The 18,368-nt window shown below is 59.6% G+C and carries 15 protein-coding genes; 4 read left to right on the top strand and 11 right to left on the bottom strand.

Features of this window, described 5'->3' with window-relative positions; translation table 11 throughout:
• Position 1: 1 nt before the first annotated feature.
• From E0L37_RS05540 to E0L37_RS05490, 11 genes are all read right to left on the bottom strand, one after another.
• Positions 2 to 865, bottom strand: a complete 864-nt coding sequence (locus E0L37_RS05540; protein ID WP_166643010.1) for a DUF4123 domain-containing protein — start codon at positions 863 to 865, stop codon at positions 2 to 4.
• Between the two features lie 55 nt (positions 866 to 920).
• Entirely contained in the window at positions 921 to 3,965 is a 3,045-nt protein-coding gene (locus E0L37_RS05535) for a type VI secretion system Vgr family protein (protein WP_133490781.1), read from the bottom strand.
• Between the two features lie 65 nt (positions 3,966 to 4,030).
• The gene (locus tag E0L37_RS05530) at positions 4,031 to 4,381 is read right to left on the bottom strand and encodes a hypothetical protein (protein ID WP_133490780.1); all 351 of its coding nucleotides are present in this window, start codon (positions 4,379 to 4,381) and stop codon (positions 4,031 to 4,033) included.
• Positions 4,378 to 7,083, bottom strand: a complete 2,706-nt coding sequence (gene tssH / locus E0L37_RS05525) for a type VI secretion system ATPase TssH (RefSeq protein ID WP_133490779.1) — start codon at positions 7,081 to 7,083, stop codon at positions 4,378 to 4,380. The genes E0L37_RS05530 and tssH overlap by 4 nt, the downstream gene beginning before the upstream one ends.
• Before the next feature lie 39 nt (positions 7,084 to 7,122).
• Positions 7,123 to 8,217: a type VI secretion system baseplate subunit TssG gene (gene tssG, locus E0L37_RS05520; protein ID WP_133490778.1), complete on the bottom strand. Its 1,095-nt coding sequence runs from the start codon at positions 8,215 to 8,217 to the stop codon at positions 7,123 to 7,125.
• Positions 8,181 to 10,016, bottom strand: coding sequence for a type VI secretion system baseplate subunit TssF (gene tssF, locus E0L37_RS05515; protein WP_133490777.1), 1,836 nt, complete (start codon positions 10,014 to 10,016; stop codon positions 8,181 to 8,183). Before tssF ends, tssG begins: the two co-directional genes overlap by 37 nt.
• 2 nt (positions 10,017 to 10,018) lie before the next feature.
• Complete coding sequence (gene tssE / locus E0L37_RS05510) at positions 10,019 to 10,528, bottom strand: type VI secretion system baseplate subunit TssE (protein WP_133490776.1); 510 nt, start codon at positions 10,526 to 10,528, stop codon at positions 10,019 to 10,021.
• 117 nt (positions 10,529 to 10,645) lie between these two features.
• Positions 10,646 to 11,137 carry a type VI secretion system tube protein Hcp gene (locus tag E0L37_RS05505; protein WP_133490775.1) on the bottom strand — a complete coding sequence of 164 codons (492 nt, stop codon included), beginning with the start codon at positions 11,135 to 11,137 and terminating at the stop codon, positions 10,646 to 10,648.
• Positions 11,138 to 11,260: 123 nt separating this feature from the next.
• Positions 11,261 to 12,751: a type VI secretion system contractile sheath large subunit gene (gene tssC / locus E0L37_RS05500; RefSeq protein ID WP_133490774.1), complete on the bottom strand. Its 1,491-nt coding sequence runs from the start codon at positions 12,749 to 12,751 to the stop codon at positions 11,261 to 11,263.
• Positions 12,752 to 12,756: 5 nt separating this feature from the next.
• The gene (tssB, locus tag E0L37_RS05495; protein WP_133490773.1) at positions 12,757 to 13,272 is read right to left on the bottom strand and encodes a type VI secretion system contractile sheath small subunit; all 516 of its coding nucleotides are present in this window, start codon (positions 13,270 to 13,272) and stop codon (positions 12,757 to 12,759) included.
• Between the two features lie 35 nt (positions 13,273 to 13,307).
• The gene (locus tag E0L37_RS05490) at positions 13,308 to 13,871 is read right to left on the bottom strand and encodes a M48 family metallopeptidase (RefSeq protein ID WP_133490772.1); all 564 of its coding nucleotides are present in this window, start codon (positions 13,869 to 13,871) and stop codon (positions 13,308 to 13,310) included.
• A 550-nt stretch (positions 13,872 to 14,421) separates the two neighbouring features.
• Between E0L37_RS05490 and tssJ the strand changes: the two genes are divergently transcribed.
• The 4 genes from tssJ to tssA all read left to right on the top strand — a co-directional run bounded on the left by tssJ (position 14,422) and on the right by tssA (position 18,358).
• On the top strand, positions 14,422 to 15,015 hold the full coding sequence (gene tssJ, locus E0L37_RS05485) for a type VI secretion system lipoprotein TssJ (protein WP_240687428.1): 594 nt from the start codon (positions 14,422 to 14,424) through the stop codon (positions 15,013 to 15,015).
• Between the two features lie 151 nt (positions 15,016 to 15,166).
• Positions 15,167 to 16,495, top strand: a complete 1,329-nt coding sequence (tssK, locus tag E0L37_RS05480; RefSeq protein ID WP_133490771.1) for a type VI secretion system baseplate subunit TssK — start codon at positions 15,167 to 15,169, stop codon at positions 16,493 to 16,495.
• Complete coding sequence (icmH, locus tag E0L37_RS05475; RefSeq protein ID WP_133490770.1) at positions 16,492 to 17,283, top strand: type IVB secretion system protein IcmH/DotU; 792 nt, start codon at positions 16,492 to 16,494, stop codon at positions 17,281 to 17,283. Before tssK ends, icmH begins: the two co-directional genes overlap by 4 nt.
• A gap of 31 nt (positions 17,284 to 17,314) precedes the next feature.
• Positions 17,315 to 18,358 (top strand): type VI secretion system protein TssA, encoded by a 1,044-nt coding sequence (gene tssA / locus E0L37_RS05470; RefSeq protein WP_133490769.1) that lies wholly within the window; start codon positions 17,315 to 17,317, stop codon positions 18,356 to 18,358.
• Positions 18,359 to 18,368: the final 10 nt, after the last annotated feature.

Genomic DNA, 18,368 nt, shown 5'->3' with positions numbered 1-18,368 from the left:
ATCAACCTCCGTGTTGTGATCTCATAAGTTCCACGCGACATTGCCTCAAAACATTGTCACTCATATCCTGGCAAGCTACGGAATAGCTTGTAATCCCCTCATGCACACGACCAAGACGCTCGACAAGCCTTTCATGGCGCGTTACTCCTGGGTAACGAAGTTCCTGCTCCGCATAAAGGCGACGATCTGCTTCTTCGACCAGCCCAGCTGCCTCGCGTGAGAGGCGCAGCATCTCGTCTGAACGACGCCAAAAGTCTTCCCGGCCTGTCAAGCTGGGTACCAGCTTAGCCCAGTGCTTTAGACAACGATTGAGCAGCCCCATGCGCTTGAAACTCTTCCATTGCGATTTATCAGGGAACCAACGTTGTCCAGCATACCCTGGCTCGCGCTCATTCTGTCTCCAGCCTTGCTCCGAGTCGAACCAACTCCAGCAATCGATAGGGCCCAGGAGCGATCTCATCTGCCCACGTGTTAGCAGCCACATCATATGCCGAAACACAAGCGGATCATGATAGCGCAGTTGCCCTGTCTCACGAGCCGGTATAGGGGCCCGGAGTACGGATTGGCGGCGAAGGTGATCCGTCAAGGACTCATGCGACACACTGGAGATCAGCAATGCGCTAAAGAACGGCTTTTGACTGTAACGACCATGGGCATCGCTGCGTTTGAGCAAGGTTTCCAGCCCCTCGGCCGGTACTTCCGAAAGCTTAATCAACCGTGGAAATAAGTGCTGTTGGGCGATATATGCGGATGGGGCCAGAGACTCAGAAGGCAAACCTTGCCAAAACTGTGACTCGACCTGCAGCGGGTTCAGCAAAGCATAATCATGAGCCCGTAGGAAAGTAAGATGCGGCGTATTCTTCACTATTTACTCTCCGGCATCAGATCATGCCTCCTTCACTTTCCTTGTTTAACAACGCTCACTCTTCAATTTCAATAACCAGATTTTCAGGCACTTCAGTGGCGACAACATGAGTCATGCCATCCTTATCTGTTACCCCGCTCTCCACACTACCGTTTGCTCGGATAATTCGGTAACTGACGTTAGCCAGAGGTTTTTCCGTCCCTTTTTCTTTAAGTAAGAAAGCCTCATCGAAATTACCGATTTCTTCTTCAGTACTGTTTTCCGAACTGATGCCAGTAGTTAGCGCTCCGTCTAATAGAACCAGCGCCTCTAGGCCGGCATCAGCGGACCGAGCCTTGAAGTCACATGTCGCCAACTCACCACCACTCAACATCGGCGCCTGAGCGCTCCCCGAACCGGGCCCGACAAACTGTTTCATCGCCGCCTGCAGATGCACGCCGCCAGGCGCCCCCAGCTCGATGTTGCCGCCATCGAGTTTGAGGTAGGCGCCGCCGGAGGCGAGCAGGAGGGGTTGGTTGGGGGCGGCCAGGATGGCCTGGCTGTTGGTGCTGGCCAGGGCGACGTCCTGGGCGGCGGCGAGGGTGAAGGGCTGCTTCGGGGCCCGGGCGCTGACTTTGCCTTGGGCGGCGTGCAGTTGAATGCCGCTTTCCTGGTTGGGTTTGCCGCTGGCTGGCGAGGCACCGTTGTTGTAGAGGCTCAGTCCGCCGCTCACGGTCATGACCGTGCTGTTCTTGCTCATCCAGTTGATGTCCGCGCCGCTGACCAGCGTGGTGGTGGTGCCCGCCACCCAGGTTTGTCCCTGCTGGGTGACGCTGGCCAGCCCGTCCGGGCTGGTGGCGACGATCAGCGGGCGGGACCAGCCTGGTGGGGAGCCGGCACCGCCCTGCTCTCCGCCGGAGCCGGACTGGGTGCCTTTCAGCGTCTTCAGTACCCCGCTCAATGAGCGCTGGGAAGGCAATTCATCGGCTTCGTCCGCCTGCCCTGCATTCTGGTTGCGCGCGGCGTCGTTGAGTGTTTTCAGCAGATCCGCATTGCCTTGCAGCCGCGCCTGAGCGCCATCGGTACTCATTTGCCATTGCCCCGCCTCCGTGCTGAGCAGGACGCCTTGTCCGGCCCGAAGCGCGGCGCTGGAAGCCGTATTCAGGTCGGCGCCAAAGCCTCTTTCTCCTTGCCGCCGGTTGTCATTGCCCGCTTTCAGGTGACCCAGGCTCAGTCGGCTTTGGTGTTGGGTGCTGCCGGCTTCCGTACGCGCCTGCCCCTCTGTGCTATCCATCAACAGCCACTGGTGGCCGCTGTTGCCTTGCTGACTGGCGGATAGCGCCTGGCTCTTCAGGCCGGTGTAGACCGCCTTGTGATCGTTTCCGCTGAACCAGGGCGCGGCGTTGCCGGTGGCGTGGGCATGGCCGCCGCCAACCTGATTATGCTGCGCCTCGTCGTTGCCCTGGCCGTTGTATACGGTGCCGATGGCGATTGGCCTTTCCGGCTGGCCTTCCAGGAACAGGGTAAGGCTTTCCTGTCCGGTCCGGGGCACGGCGACGCCGCCCCAATCCTCGCCGGCCCAGGGGGTCAGGGTGCGCACCCAGGTCCAGGAGCCGCCGGTGGCGGGAGCGTTATCCGTGCCACTGTCGAGGGTACTTTCCGGGTGTGGTTCCCCGCTGCTGGAGCTCTCGCCCCGTTGCCAGGGGTATTGCATCTTGATGCGGTGGTCGCGGTCGGTATGCACCGAAGTGTTGTCCGCGGTCACCACGGCACTGTGCAGGCCCCGGCCGCGAACCCGGCCCTGGCTATGCCGTGATGCGCTATCCAGGGGACGAAAAGGCGTATCCACTTGCAAAGCGACGAAACCATTGCGGTAGAAATCAGTCTCTGGTGCGCTATCCAGAGACGGTAACGGGCCGTCGCCGAGATGCTCGGGCGCGGCGGGAAAGCAAGGCGATGGCGTCTCGAACCGCTGATTGGCCTGCGCCATTAGGTTCGAGCTCAAATTATTGCGGGCATCGTGGGTCACCGCCAGGCAGAGAAAAGAAGCCTCCTCTTCATATCCGGGATGCTGATGAAGCTGGAATTGCCCACCGGGACGCAGGCGCCGCCAGGTTCCATTCCCCTCCACCCGCTTGCCAGCGGCTTCCAGAACTTCGATGTAACGGCGGCCGCGCCATTCGGTTTCCGCCTGATTGTGCCAGGCATAGGCCGTGGGGCTGTCATCATCCTCCGCTCCCGACCACGCCATGTCGGCGCTGTTCTGCTGCGAGGACAATGTTTTCAGCGACCGGTAATCCCAGGTGGCCCGGCGGATACCGGCGGCGTGGGCGCTGCGTCCCGGGCGCCATTGCTGGATAGCGTCTTCCTGTTCAGTGACATCACTGCGGTGATAGCGGACTCCGCCGATATCCGAGAAGGCACTGTTGTAATCAGCGATAACCAGCGTATGGCCGCCCGCCACCTGGAACTCGCCGGCTTTCGCTGGCGCGGCCTGATCCTCTTCCTCGATGTCCTGATGCTCGAACCAGAAGAACAGACCCTGCTCCGACAGGATTCGGGTCATGAAATCCAGACCGTCCTCTTCCAGTTGCGCACCGAGGCTGTGCCTGAGGTAAAGCGCGTTGTCCGCCAAATCCCAGCGCCAGCGGGGCACCACCACGCCGCCACGGGCCGCCAATCGTCCGAACAGCGTGTCGATGATCTCCATCATCGTCATGTCCTGATAGACATGACTGTCCACCCACTGCCGCAGAAAGACGGTCCACGGTTCCAGTACCAGGGCATAGCGCGCCAGCCCGCCATTACTCTCCAGGTACTCGAAATGGGTAACATGGCCGTGAAAAGGCCGGCGGTTTGTACGGGAATCGGCGGTGAGCAAGGTGAGCAATACCGGCTGCCCGAACACATCCTCCGCCCGCAGGCGAGCGTCCACCGAAAGCGCGGTGATATCAAAGCGAAACCCGGCCCCGGCTGATACGCCAGCGCCGGAAACCGCTTCCACACCGTGGCAGCTTTCCGGCACCAGCACGTCCGGCCCCAATGGAGTGTGGAGCTGCAATATGCGGGCTCCTTGCCCCGGTGCGGACAATGCACTCATCAGATTGGCGATCACATCCATGTCAGCGGTCCTTCTCGATTAGCCGGTTACCCCACTGAGCGCTCGACGGCGCTGTTCGATTCCGGCTACGCCGAGATCCGCTCCAGTTGAAGCGAAGGCGACTCCGAGCAGTGCAGCTGGTGGTTTCGGCCGGCGATCGTCAACACAATCAATCTTACGTCACTGACCAGCCGCCCGGCCCGATCCTGCGCTTGAGCCGGCGCTTGGATCCGCCAGGGCATGTGTTCCATCATGCCAAGTAGTTGCCTGGCCTGGTGGCGCTGTTCAATCGGCGAGTCAACCAGTAACTCGACCACATGGCCCGGGGCCACACGATGCCAGCGGCGCACTTCATCCAACGGTCTTTTCCGGCCAACACTGGGGCCCGAGTCGCAATTGGCAATGGCTTTTTCCTGATCCACTCCGTAGACGGTCATGATTCACTCCTGTGATGAAAAGACAAAACTTGTGGAGACTCTGCTCCGGTTAACGGCGCCACCCCTTCGGGAGTTACCGTGTACTGAAAATCACCGTTGTCATCCGCGGTTACCCGGATACCGGCAATTTTAGCGCCCTCGGCCATGGCGGCGAGGACCGACTCGGCAATTTCGGGCAAAAGAGTGCCGTTGAGAATGTGATCGACGTTGCGGGCCCCGCTGTCCACCTCGGTGCAACGGGCCAGAACGGATTCCGCCAACGCTTCGTCCCATTCAAACAAGGCGCCATGGTTCTCCGCTACCCGCCCCGCGATACGATTCAGCTTCATCTCGATAATACGGATCAGAACATCATCGCTGATCGGGTAATAAGGGACGACTTTGAGGCGCCCCAGGAAAGCCGGCTTAAAGGCCTTATAAAGGGCGGGTCGCAACAGCTCGTGCAGCGCCTCCGGATCCGGCACTTGTTGCGCCTCCTGGTTCAGACAGGATTGCATGATCTGCGAGGAGCCCACATTGGAAGTGAGGATGATCAAGGTGTTGCGAAAATCAATCTCGCGCCCTTCGGCATCATCCATCACACCTTTATCGAAAACCTGGAAGAACATCTCCAGTACGTCCGGATGCGCTTTTTCCACTTCATCCAGCAACACCACGCTATAGGGGTTACGGCGCACCGCTTCGGTAAGCACCCCGCCCTCGCCGTACCCGACATAACCAGGCGGAGAGCCCTTGAGGCCGGAAACCGTATGCGCTTCCTGATACTCGCTCATATTGATGGTGATCAGCTTACGCTCGCCACCATAAAGGATATCGGCCAGTGCCAGCGCGGTTTCGGTTTTACCCACGCCGGAAGGGCCGACGAACAGAAACACGCCTCTGGGTTTGTTGGGATCTTCCAAACGCGCCGTGGCGGTACGCACCCGTTGCGCGATGGCGTCCAGGGCATGCTGTTGTCCCGTAACACGCTCGGTCAGCAGGCCCGACAGATTGGAAATGGTCGCGATCTCATCCTTGACCATGCGACCCAGGGGAATCCCGGTCCAGTTGGAAACAATCTCCGCCACCACCGATCCATCGGTCTGCAAGGGCACCATGGGCGACTCCCCTTGCACCTCTCTCAGCCGGGATAGCAGTTCGGGAATACCATGATCGGGATCGGTCTGATCAGAGGTCGCCGCCTCCCGACCATCCCGGAGCTGCTGGATGTTCTGTACCAACGCCACTTCGCGGTCGAGACGTTCCCGCAGGGTGGCGATGCGCTCCTGTGTCTCCGTTCGTCGGCTTTCCAGATCCGACAGACGTTCTCCGTGGGACGCCCCGGCCTGCTCGTCCCGGGACAGAGCCGCGATTTCTTGCTCCAGACGTTGAAGATACTTGTCGGCGTCCTCGATGGCGGCCGGGGTAGCCCCCTGCCCCAGAGCCACCTTGGCGCAGGCGGTGTCCAATACCGATACCGCTTTATCGGGAAGCTGCCGGCCGCTGATATAACGATGGGACAATCTCACCGCCTCGGTAACGGCTTCGTCGAGGATTCGCACGCCGAAATGCTGCTCCATCAAGGGAACCATGGCGCGCAACATGGCGGCGGCCAGGTCCTCTCCGGGCTCATCCACTTTCACTACCTGGAAACGCCGGGCCAGCGCCGCGTCTTTCTCGAAGTAGCGCTTGTATTCGCTCCAGGTGGTGGCGGCGATGGTTCGCAGCTCGCCTCGGGCGAGCGCCGGCTTCAGCAGATTGGCGGCATCGTTCTGGCCGGCCTGACCGCCCGCGCCGATCAGGGTATGGGCTTCATCGATAAAGAGGATGATCGGGTGAGCGCTCTTCTTGACCTCGTCGATAACCGTCTTGAGCCGGTTCTCGAATTCGCCTTTGACGCTGGCACCGGCTTGCAACAGGCCCATATCAAGCACATGCAGCGCCACGCCTTTCAATGGTTCCGGCACATCGTCCGCGGCGATCCGCAGCGCCAGTCCTTCCACCACCGCGGTTTTGCCCACTCCGGCCTCACCGGTGAGGATCGGGTTGTTCTGACGCCGGCGCATCAGGATGTCCACCAACTGGCGGATTTCCCCGTCACGGCCGATGACCGGGTCAATGGCGCCGTCCCGGGCCCGGTCAGTGAAATTCTGGGTGAACTGATCCAGAGCCGGTGTCTTGCCAAGCGCCTTGTCCTCGCCTTCCTCGCCACCGGGAGCCTCTTCCGTCAGCGGCGCGTCACGATGACCTTCCTCCGAGCCTTCGGTCATCTTGTCGAAATCGTGCTTCAACTGGTCCAGATCAAATCGGGTGAACAGCGCGGAACTGCGCTGTGCCAGACGGGACAGGTCCGGCTCGGTCAACAACGCCAACAACAGGTGTCCGCTGCGAATACGGGTGGTGCCGGAATCCAGCGAGGCCAACAGCCAGGCGTGTTCGAACAGGGACGGTAGATGCGGTGAAAATACCGGGGTGCGTTGGTTGCCGGTTTTCAGTCTTTCCATTTCCACGCGAAGATCCCGTTCCAGAGCCTCCGGTGCTATGCCGCTGCGGCGAGCCACCAACACCAGATCGCTCCGGGGGTGCTCCAGCAACGCCACGAAAAGGTGTTCCAGATCGACCTCATAGTGCCCCGCGGCCATGCACAGACTGGCGGCCCTTTCCGCTGCCTGCCGGCACCGGTCGTTGAGTTTGCTGATCAGGGTTTTCAGATTAATGCTCATCGCGCGGCTTACGCTCCTTGCCGGTCATCGTTGCGTCCTTCATTGAAGTGTATGGATACCGTAGGTGGTATCCGCCCGGATGCCCGCACCCGGGCGGGTGGACAGGAAGCCGTCCCAGCCAAGACGCCCCCCCTGCTCCGGATCGCCCAACTGGCACCCACTGATCTCATCCGCTTTCAATACCAGGCGGACTTCATACTCGAGGCTGGCACCGGTCAGCATGGTCAACCACTTTTCCAGAGCCTGGGCGGCCTCGCCACCAGGCAGAAAGTCATCGAAACCTCCCTTCGCCAGAGGGCCCACCACCAACCGCATCCTGAGATCCCGCTGCCAGACTCGCTCTCCGGCGACGGCGCTGGTGCCAAGCCGGGCGTTACCCGAGCCCAGGCGGGTGCGCTGCTGCTCTGGGATGTCATACCAAGCGCCCACGAACTGCTCCACCTTGATCGGCACCTGAAAATAATCGGTCAGCAACCGCTGCATCTGCACCGCGGCCACCGGCCGCTGCCCCACGGTGGCCGCGTGGAAGGCCACCGCCTGATCCGGAATCGCTCCCGGCGCTTCGCCCAAGCGGTCTCGCAGCCCGGTGACGCCCACGCCCGCCAGTGACAGCAGCAATGGCAGGAACCGCTCACGCTGATCCAATTCATACTGAATCGCCAGGCGGTATTTCTTCCAGGCCCCGTAATGCAGCGCCACGGCCCGGTTAGTGAAGATATCGAGAAAGGCCCGCGCCGCCCGGTCTCGCTGAAAGATCTCCCGTTCATGCAGCCATTCACCATAGTGCCAGGGCAAGGCGCCCTTGACGCCAAGCAGCCCCATGAAACTCGGCGTCAGATGAACCTTTCCGAGCTTCTCCATGGTCAGGGTGTAATCCACCGCCCCGGGCCGGTCGAGCCGTTCGCCCTCTTCCGACCAGGCTTCCAGCTTTTCAAGCTCACTGGCGGGAAAGCCCAGGGACAGGCTGCTATCGAAGCGCATGTGGCGGGCCACCGCATCGTCATCCGCACTGCGCGTTTGGCGCTTGAAGAGCTGTTCGATGATCCGCACCGACTGGAAGAAACCAAAGCGGTGAGGCTCACTGAGCAGCTGCTGGGCTACACCAGCGTCGATTCGCCGCTTCGGGGTGGGCATTGAATCAGTACCTCATTGCTTTGACGGGAAACAATATTCAATTGAGTAAAGCTGTTGGCATGGACATAGAGACCGAAAAAACGGTCCAGGGCGGCCACGAAAGCCGACAGCCCGGTGCCGACGAAGCTGCTTTCATCGATGGTCAAATTGATTTCCACCCCTCTTGCCACCGCGGCAAAAGGCCGGCCCGGCAACCAGCTGGTGACGGGACGGTGCTGCACCTCCACCAACCCCTCAATCTGGCGCCGCGCTACCGCGGCCGAAGATAAGTCATACAGCGAGAGCATCTCTTTCAGTGCCGGCAGACCGCTGCCGGTGATCGACAGGTGATTGAGGGACAAATGGGAAATCAGCCGCCAATGCGCGTTTCTGCCGCCCGTGAATCGGCGTGGACGGGTGGGCTTGCGCAACATCGTGATGCTTTTGACCGAGGTATCGGTCTCCATGGTCAGGTCACCGCCGCTGACGCCGTAAGCCAGATGGCTGGGCAGATCCCGATTGGTACAGGTGAGGTCCAGCCCCACCACGTCCGTTTTCGGCACCGCCGGGTTGAAGCGCAAGTCCACAAAGGTGATCTCGGTTTCGTAGCCAGGGCTCTGCTCCGCCAATTCCTCATCCCGTCTGGCCATCCAGTACAGCCCGTCCCCTCCGGCATCCTCACCATGATGCAATGAGTAGAATGGCCGGAACGTCTGAATGTCCTCGCCCAATGGTGTTTGCCTGACCCGCTTCACCGTATCAATGGAGTAAATTTCGTGAGCGAAGGCATTGCGGGCATCGGCGACCACCGGATAGCTGGCCTGGCGCTCATGCACATGGACCGGTTCGCCCCGCTGGCGGAACAGATTGACAACCGGCGAACATCCGAGAAGCACATTGTCCCTGGTGAGCCCTTCAAGCAACTGCTGCTGCTCACCGTCGGTATGTGGCGCGTTCAAGGCGAAATGCACGGTAAAGCTGCCGGATGCCATGGCCGAGAGTGACTTTATATCAAGATCGAAGAAGCCGAACTTCTCCGGAAACGCGAACAACTCAGTCAGCAGACGGTAGGCTGGGTGGGATCGGCTCGGATAGTCGATCAGGGATTCCTCGTCGTCGAACCCGACCTGCTGTATTGGTGTCTGGTCCAACGCCAGCCACCGTCCGCTGTCATCCGGTTCCACGTAGGTGGCGCCGATACCGTAAGCCAGCGCGTCGCGCAGTACGGCGCAAAAAGACGGCTCACCGTCGGTGAACAGTCTTACCGTGTCCACGCCCAACGTGGCGAACGACAGCTGCGTGGAGGCCAGCTCGAATCTCAGAGAGAGCTGCGCCTGCCCGGCGCCAACGCCTCCCATCGCCATCGGGGCCCGCATCACCGGACGGTAGGTCGCCTCGGTCAGCACGATCGGCACCAGCGTCACGTCATAGGCGGTGCGAAACCGGCAGTTCACACCTCTTACCGGTCGTGATCGCAGTGCCGTGCCTCGCGGAATCCGCAGTGGCTCGCTGAGCGTGGATAAAGCATTGCCCATGTCAAAGCGGGCAATCGAGCAAGACGGGAATGGACGCAGGTAATGCGGATATAACACTTCCAGAAGCGCATCGGTGAACTCCGGAAAATCGTCATCAAGCTTTTTCGAGATGCGCGCGCTCAATAGTGCGAACGACTCAATCAGCCGCTCCACATGGGGATCTTCGCTAACGTCCGCTGACAACAGCAGGCGGCTGGCGATCTTGGGGTAGCGCTCGGCGAATTCCTTGCCATAGCGGCGCAGGAAGCCGAGTTCCCGTTCGTAGTACGGCAGCAAATCACGCATGTTCAGGATGCCCTGGCGTTACGGCGGAGCCCGCTTACCGAGTACTGCAGCGTGGAGGGCTGAAGCATCGCGTCAAAGCTCACCGGCTCCCGCGCTGGACGAATATCCAGCAACGCGTGAATAGTAAAATGCAGTCCACCACCTGGCGCATTGCCTTCGTCCAGGCTGACGGTGACATCGTGCAGTCGGGGTTCGTGGCGGGAAATCGCATCCTCCAGGGACCGGCAAATCAACGCACGGTCATAGGCGTTCACCAGGCTCATGGCGGAAAAATCCCGCAGCCCGTAGACCATCAGGGATTTTCGGCATTGTGGAAAAGCCTCGAACAGCGTTTCCGACAAGGCCATGCGGCTATTCAGCAGACCTTCCAGGTCTCTGGCCACGGTTTCCTTGTATTGCCCCAAGGAAGAGGCTTTAAAGATATTCTGGTCGCCCGGCTGCTTCGGTGCATCATCAAACAGCTTGTCGAGCAGACTGGGCTCAAGTCCTTTATCCCATCGTTTCACGCTCATCCCCTTTTTCGCCCTGACTCCATGACATTATCGGGATTGCGCCAGTCTCACCGCCCATTCCCTGGTTCGGTGCGGACAAAAGTGCGATGGCGCCCGACCGGGCGCCATCGCCGCTCATCAGAATTGAGGAGCGTTTTTGTTGAGGTTCCACTGGCCCATGGTCTTGCCGCCAATGCCACCTTCCGGTTTCTGCTGGTTGTAAGTCCAGCGGATCGCGGCGAAGCTGAGCAGCACGACTTCCTGAGGCATGCCATCTTCACCGATGGTGGTGGTCACCCGGTGTACAAGAACGTTCTTGAGTTCGATCTTGTAGTAGTTGATGGCGTTGCCGTCTTTGTCGGCACGCATGAAATCGATCTCGGCCTTGGCGAAAGTGGTCCCGTTGGAGCACGCCTGGCTCAGCACGGTGCTGGACAGGTCAATGGACTTCACCACTTCGATCGGGCCAAAGCTAACCCGTTCCGCGGTCTGACCACCAGAACTGGAAGCGGTAGGAGCGCGCGGTTGCAGGACATCCTGCGAAAACGATTGAATCTCGATCCATCCTGGATGCTTATCGTCACTGGATTCGCCTTTAATGGAATCGATGTTTAAGAATGCATGTTGCATGTCAAGTTCCTTCCTTCATGCGGTCTAGACGACGCCATGCCGCCCATCTTTGTTGCCCCTTCTTTGGCAACGGTTTAATCGGTCCGGCAGCGACACCCCGCCACGCCGAACCCCGTAAAATCGCTATGACTTTTTAGCGGAAGCCGGGAGCTCCGCCACCAGCCGCAGCGATACAGACAGTTCATCAAGCTGAAAATGCGGCCTGATGAACGCGACTGCCCTGTAGGAACCCGGCTTGCCGGGCACTTCCGAGACCTGGATGGATGCTTCGCGCAGCGGATACTGGGCTTTGGCTTCCTGAGTGGCGTTGTCGTCAAGGAGCACGTACTGGGAAATCCAGCGGTTAAGAAATTCTTCCACATTGCCCGCGGAGGCGAAGCTGCCGATCTTCTCTCTCATCATCGCCTTGAGATAGTGGGCGATGCGGGAGACGGCGAACATGTATTGAAGCTGCGCGGAAAGAATGGCGTTGGCATTGGCGGCGTCGGTGTTGTACTTCTTGGGCTTCTGCGCCGACTGGGCGCCGAAGAACGCGGCATAGTCCGTGTTCTTGCAATGCACCAGCGGGATAAACCCGAGATCGCTCAATTCCTTCTCGCGGCGATCGGTAATCGCCACTTCAGTGGGGCACTTGAGCGCCACCTCGCCATCATCGGTACGGAAAGTATGGGTTGGCAGGTCCTCAACCAGACCGCCCCCTTCAACGCCACGAATGGCGGCGCACCAGCCGAAGTCCTCGAATGCGGCGGTGAGTCGGGCGGCCATGGCGTAGGCGGTGTTACACCACAGATACTTGCCGTGGTCCGCCCCGTCCACCTCCTCCACGAAGTTGAAGCCTTCGACGGTGGTGCCATCTTTCGGATTGTAGGGCAAACGGCCGAGGAACCGCGGCAGCGTCAACCCCACGTAACGACTGTCTTCCCCATCACGGAAAGAGCGCCACTTGGCGTATTCCACGGTGTCGAACACTTTGGCGAGATCGCGAGGTTTGCCAAGATCGGTGAAGCTCTCCAATCCCAGCATGTCTTCCGAGGCGGCGGTGATGAACGGCGCATGGGCAGCCGCGGCCACGTGGGACATCTGCTCCACGAAGTACATGTCCTGAGGTTGCCGGCCAATGGCGTAATCACCGATCAGGGTTCCGAACGGGGCGCCCCCGAAGGTGCCGAATTCCTCTTCATAGACTTTCTTGAACAGCGCGCTTTGATCGAAATCGATGGCGGAGTTGAAGTCCCGGATCAGATCCTGCTTCTTGGCGTTGAACGCCTTGATCTTCATCATCGAACCGGTGGAGGTATGCTCGCAAAGATAGTGCAGGCCGCGCCATGTGCTCTCCAGGTCCTGGAATTCCGGAGCGTGCATCACGGCGCTCAATTGTTCGGAAATCAGACGGTCCAGCTCGGCGATTCGCGCATCCAGGGTCATATTGAGGTTGTCCGACACCACCACGGTGCCTTCCATTACCTCTTTCGCCAGTTCGGAGATAATATCCTTGGCCCGGCGATGCTCCTCATCGGATTTCGCCACCCGGCTCTCTTCGACGATCTGGTCGAGAAGGCCCTCGGTCTCGGTTACCGTTCCCGCCTCGTTGGCGCTTGCCACCTCTTTGCCCATGGTCATCACTCCTGATCGTCGTCGGCACCGCTATCTTCTCGCAGCGCCTTGAGTTGCTCGGTGTTTTTCAGCACGTCGGAAAGCAGATCTTCCAGCTTTTCGTTGCCGATCAGTTTATTGCGCAGGTCCGCCAGTTTCGTGCGTGATTCCAACAGGCGGCGCAGTGGCTCCACCTGTTCAACCACCGCTTCGGGACGGAAGTCCTCCATGGACTTGAACTTCAATTCGACCCCGAACTCGCCGCCCTCTTCGGTCAGCTTGTTCGGCACCCGGTACACCGCCCGAGGCGTCATGCCTTCCATTACTTCGTCAAAGTTATCCATATCCACATTGACGAATTTGCGGTCCTTTACCTTCGGCTGTGGCTCTTCCGGGTTGCCACTGAAGTCGCCTAGTACACCAACGACAAAGGGCAGTTCCTTCTGTTCTATGGCATCGCCCTTCTCCACGTCATAGGTGAGCTGTACTCGCGGTGGACGTACCTTCTGAAGACGTTTTTGAGTGCTATCCTTCTTGGACATGGAGCTATCTCCTGGCTGAATCGACGGGGCGGGACTCAATCACCGCCAATACCACTGAACGGATCGTTGGCACTGCGTTTGCTGACCGTGGTGCTTGTCTTCGGCGGCGCGCTGACACGGGGTTTCGGGCGCGGCGCGGGACGACTGACACGGGCACTGCGGTTATCGTCCTCGTCGTCAACCACCGGCTCCTCGCCAATAGCGGTTTTCAATGTCTCCGCCAGCGCCCGCGCTTCGCGACGCGCGGTTTCGGATCCCAATGCGTCCCGCTCACCGAGTCGCTGCAGCGACTGGCTGGCGATGCGCAAACCACTCAGGGTCAGGATGCCTTCCGCGATAAGATCGCGGGCGTCCCGCTGCAGGGCTTCTTCAGCGGCAACAATGGCGTGGGCGTAGTTATTACGGTCAAACTGAATCTGGGCGATACGGACCCAGGGCTCCTTGCGAGTCGGGTCGGCTTTGGCGGCATTGGCGAACGACATCAAGGCGGCGTCCACTTTCTCGTTGCTCAGCGCCCCTTCCGCGCGCCCCATCTGCTCGCCGTATTCCGCGGACTTACGACCGGACATCATGCTGCAAGCGCTCAGCGTGGCGAGCATGACCGCTACCGTGACAAGACGTATTAGGCGTTCCCTGTTCAATACCATCTCTATTTATCTTCTAAGGTTATGTTTTCCGCCCGCGACCGCCTTGGCGGCAAACGGACGAACCATAATCAAAGAGCGACAGGGGAACGGCGAATCAGCGCTGAAGCGCTTAAGTGATGTGGATTCAGGGGAAAAGGAAAATGATGTGTTGATCCAATCCCTGGACATCCTGCGCTGTGTCATCCCTGCTCTCATTGAGAGGCCTTCCGATCTTCACAAACGTGATGCGTTTCCCCGCTCGATCGGTGGTTACCGCCGTTCAAGGTCACTCAAGCATGTTCATACTAACGCGCACGAATGTCAGCTTTGTGACGAAAAACAACAGCATGGCCAATTCGGCCGAGTATAGTGAGCATGTCCGACCTGTCAAGCGAGGCCATATTCCGCCGCCGTTTGCCGCCACCTCAAGGTCGGGATTGGACTGGGCCGGGCAGAACTAAACTGCTAAAGTGCGTGCCATCGAAGTACGGCCTCCTCAGGACAAAAGCAGGACTTTTTACGTATGGATACGATGCGCCGCTCCAACCCGCGCCGCTTCATTTTTTTGAACCAGTTCACAAAAATAATTTTTTTTGGCGCTTTGCTATTATCGCTGCAAAGCTGCGCTCTGCTTGGCTCCGGCCCCCCAAAGGATACGGTTATTCCCGTTCGCCTCTACGGTGGAGACAATCTGAATGCCGGCATGGGGCATCAGGCCTATTCTCTGGTGGTACGAATTTATCATTTGCGCGAAACCCAACGTTTTTATGAGGCGTCATTGCAGGATTTTCTCGATGACGATGCCGAGGCCCGTGCTTTGCGCAATGATTTGATTAGCGTCAGCGAAGTGGTTTTGACGCCCGGCGCTCATCACGTGATTGAGGCCCGTGTACCGGAGCAAGCGAAGGCGATCGGCGTTGTGGCCCTGTTCCGCTCTCCGGCGAGGGAGCGCTGGCGCTTTGCTTTCGATGTTACCGAAAAGCCGGTCATAAAAACCGGGCTTACCCTGGGCTTTCACGCCTGCGCGGTAACCAGCGATGGTACCGGTCTGATCCGGACGCCCACTGGTGACCCGACCAGTCTGGTGGCCGTGAGATGCCCCGCGTTACCGCGCTGAAACCACGGCAGGCGCGGATTCCATTATCCATTGCATCACCCGAAAGGGGCCGGTAGTCTTGCGCGGACAATCGATTAAGGACAAAGCTCGACGCTAACCGCGCGGAGCCGGATTGATATCAAGGGACGATACTGTGTCGCATGTCAGCCGCATGTCGAAAGTGCTTTGGGGGGAAGGTCTGTTCCTCCGTCCACAGCATTTTCAACGTCAGGACACTTACCACGAGGCGCGTCTTCATCACGTCGCGCAAAGCCTGCACCCCTATCCCTGGGGTATCCGCCAAATCCGCCTGGATCCGCGCGCGCTTGAAAGTGGCGCGGTTCGTCTTCTGGAACTGTCTCTGGTGTTCCCCGACGGCGAAATCTACCAGGCACCCGATGCCGACGCTCTGCCCGATCCTCTGCGCCTTGAAGAACTCCCCGCGGGTGTATCCAGCACGGTAATCCATCTGGCGCTGCCGCTGCTCAAGGAGCATGGTGGCAACTGCAATGACGATGGTGGCAACGCCCGCTTCACGCAGGCATTGCTGGGCACCGCCGATTTGTATACTGATTCCGCCCAGGCTGAACTGACCTATTTGAAAAAGTCCGTGCGGTTGCTCACCGATGACACTCCGCGCGACCGTTATCTGACCGTGCCTTTGTTACGGGTCAAGCGCATCTCTACTGGTGGGTTCGAGCTGGACGACACTTTCATGCCACCGTGTCTCCATCTGGATGCGTCCGATTATCTCACTCGTCAGCTGCGTGGTCTGTTGGACGCCTTGCAGGCCAAATCCGAGGCTCTCGGTAACCAGCAACGTCAGGCCTCCCAGGGCCTGATCGAGTTTCGCTCTTCGGACGTGGCGTCATTCTGGCTGTTGCATACCGCGAACACCGCCTATGCCACCTTGTCGCATTTCTTCGCTCAGCCCAAGTTTCATCCGGAGCGGCTCTATCAGGAGTTACTGCGCTTGGCCGGGAATCTGCTGACGTATTCCACACAACATGGTCTGGCGGATCTTCCCCAATATCGCCACGAGGCTCCTGATGAAGCGTTCGCGGCGCTGTTCCATTTGGTGCGGGACCTGCTCGATACAGTGATTTCCACCCGCCACTTCGCCATCCCGCTGACGGAAATCAAACCGTCTTACCATCGTGGCATGCTGGATTCGCAGCGAATTGATGCCCAGACCGCGCTCTATCTGGGCGTCGCCGCGGATATGCCCGGCCAGGAGCTGGTGGAAACGGTACCTGTCCGGTTCAAGGTAGGGGCACCGGACGATGTGGAGAAGTGTGTTCTGGCCGCCATGCCGGGCGTCAAACTGATCCATGCCAACCAGATTCCCGCCGCCATTCCGGTCCGTCCCGGCAGCTATTATTTTTCTCTGGAGCCCCGCGGGCCGCTGTATGAGCGAATGCTGAAGGGGCAATCGGTGATGGTCTATGTGCCTACCGGGGTACAGGATCTGAAACTTGAATTGATCGCGGTGACGTCATGACCGAAGGCCCTTCTCTCTCCGCTCGCCCTTCCCTGACCGGCGCCGCCACCGCGGACACCAGTAGCGTGCCACGTGATACCGCCGCCGGCGGCCGCCTGCTGGATATGATGTTCGACGGTTTCTATTTGCTGGTCCTGCTGAAACGAGGTCAGCTACCGAATCATGCGGAAACCTTTGCCAGCGAGATTCAGAGTTTTCTGGAGGGGGTGGAACGCAGCGCGATGAAGAGCGGCGTCGCCTCCGAGGATATCTATGCCGCCAAATACGCCTTCTGCGCGGCGGTGGATGAAGTCATTCTGTCACAGCCGGGCGCCCTCCGCGATGAATGGGAGCGCCATCCGTTACAGCTGCGTCTGTTCGGCGACCATCTGGCGGGGCAGCACTTCTTTGACTATCTGGAAGACTTACGTGCCCAAGGCGCGCCCAGATTGGCCTCGCTCGAGGTGTACCACTATTGCCTGCTGCTGGGATTCGAAGGCAAATACCGGCTCGACGGCACTGAAAAGCTGGGCTACCTGATTGCCCGTCTCGGCGATGAGATCGCCTATTTGAAAGGGCAGCGCAACGGCTTCGCTCCGCACTGGGCGCCACCGGACAACGTCCGTCATACCCTGCGCCGGGTGGTGCCGCTCTGGTTGCCATTGATGTTCCTCGCCGGCTTCGCGGTACTGGCGTTTTTGGGTCTGCGCCTGACACTAAATCAACAGACCGAAACCAGCCTGGCGGCTTACCAGGACATCGTGCAAATGCCGGAACGCACCGCGCACATCACCATCACGCTGCCTTGACGCGGCGAACGCCACGGAGTCGTGCCCCGTTATGGATCATTGGCAAGATTTGATCAGCCCAATTCGAGACGACGCCCCCGCCGGTGACGATCTGTCTTTTTCGATGGAGTTCGATGCCATTCAGGAAGCCCGGCGCGCTGACGATCCCACCCTGGATCAAGGGGATTGGGTCACCGATATTAAATACGCGGATTGGCCCGGGGCGGCCAAACAATGCCGAGAGTTACTGCGGAATCGCACCAAGGATTTGCGGGTAGCCTCCTGGCTGGCGGAGGCCAACACCCAATTGCATGGTTTTGCCGGCCTGGCTGGCGGCTATCGCCTGATCGCTTACTTCTGCGATCACTATTGGGACACCGTATACCCGATGATGGACCAGGGCGACGCGGAAGAACGAGTGGGCAATCTGGTCTGGCTGCTGACCCAGTCACAGCAATGGCTGCGTACTCTACCCCTGGTGAACGCGCCGCAGGGACGCTTCGGGCTCAACGATTTCGAGACGGTGTTCTCCCGGTCGGAAAATACCGAGCAGGAGGCTGGCGACCATCCAGACCAGGATCAGTTGCAAGCCGCTCGGCGGGACACCTCACCGGATTACTACCGGCGTCTGCTTGAGGAAATTCCTGACTGCGGTGCCGCGCTACGCGAACTGCGGGATGCGGTGGACCGACATCTGGGCGTGGATGGTCCCAGTTTCAGCGCGGCCGAGGATCTGCTGACGTTGCTGAGCCAGACCGCCCGGCGCTTTGCCCGGGATGCTAATGTGGAAGTTCCAGGCGAAGACACCGACAACGGCTCCGGCGACCCCAATCCGCCAATTATCTCCGACTCACCGGCGGCCAATCACGGTGGTCCGATCCAAACACGCCAACAGGCACTGGAACAGCTGCGTGAGGTAGCGGCCTTTTTTCGCCGCACAGAGCCCCATAGCCCTGTGGCCTACCTGGCCGAACGCGCCGCCCGGTGGGGCGAGATGCCTCTGCATCAATGGCTGAAAACAGTGATCAAGGACGACAGTATCCTGTCGCAGGTGGAAGAATTACTGGATGTGGAGCGGGATCAGGATATGAACTGACCCCGCTCTC

The sequence above is a fragment of the Alcanivorax sp. 24 genome (assembly GCF_004360225.1).
Taxonomy (GTDB): Bacteria; Pseudomonadota; Gammaproteobacteria; order Pseudomonadales; family Alcanivoracaceae; genus Alloalcanivorax; species Alloalcanivorax xiamenensis.
The sequence above is the reverse complement of the archived record's forward strand: the minus strand, read 5'-3'. Positions and strand labels throughout refer to the sequence as shown.

Bases quoted from the DNA above. Each gene is read 5' to 3' on its own strand.
- E0L37_RS05535 (WP_133490781.1), bottom strand. From the start codon at position 3,965: ATGGATGTGATCGCCAATCTGATGAGTGCATTGTCCGCACCGGGGCAA.
- E0L37_RS05530 (WP_133490780.1), bottom strand. From the start codon at position 4,381: ATGACCGTCTACGGAGTGGATCAGGAAAAAGCCATTGCCAATTGCGAC.
- tssH (WP_133490779.1), bottom strand. From the start codon at position 7,083: ATGAGCATTAATCTGAAAACCCTGATCAGCAAACTCAACGACCGGTGC.
- tssG (WP_133490778.1), bottom strand. From the start codon at position 8,217: ATGCCCACCCCGAAGCGGCGAATCGACGCTGGTGTAGCCCAGCAGCTG.
- tssF (WP_133490777.1), bottom strand. From the start codon at position 10,016: ATGCGTGATTTGCTGCCGTACTACGAACGGGAACTCGGCTTCCTGCGC.
- tssE (WP_133490776.1), bottom strand. From the start codon at position 10,528: ATGAGCGTGAAACGATGGGATAAAGGACTTGAGCCCAGTCTGCTCGAC.
- E0L37_RS05505 (WP_133490775.1), bottom strand. From the start codon at position 11,137: ATGCAACATGCATTCTTAAACATCGATTCCATTAAAGGCGAATCCAGT.
- tssC (WP_133490774.1), bottom strand. From the start codon at position 12,751: ATGGGCAAAGAGGTGGCAAGCGCCAACGAGGCGGGAACGGTAACCGAG.
- tssB (WP_133490773.1), bottom strand. From the start codon at position 13,272: ATGTCCAAGAAGGATAGCACTCAAAAACGTCTTCAGAAGGTACGTCCA.
- E0L37_RS05490 (WP_133490772.1), bottom strand. From the start codon at position 13,871: ATGCTCGCCACGCTGAGCGCTTGCAGCATGATGTCCGGTCGTAAGTCC.
- tssJ (WP_240687428.1), top strand. From the start codon at position 14,422: ATGGATACGATGCGCCGCTCCAACCCGCGCCGCTTCATTTTTTTGAAC.
- tssK (WP_133490771.1), top strand. From the start codon at position 15,167: ATGTCGAAAGTGCTTTGGGGGGAAGGTCTGTTCCTCCGTCCACAGCAT.
- icmH (WP_133490770.1), top strand. From the start codon at position 16,492: ATGACCGAAGGCCCTTCTCTCTCCGCTCGCCCTTCCCTGACCGGCGCC.
- tssA (WP_133490769.1), top strand. From the start codon at position 17,315: ATGGATCATTGGCAAGATTTGATCAGCCCAATTCGAGACGACGCCCCC.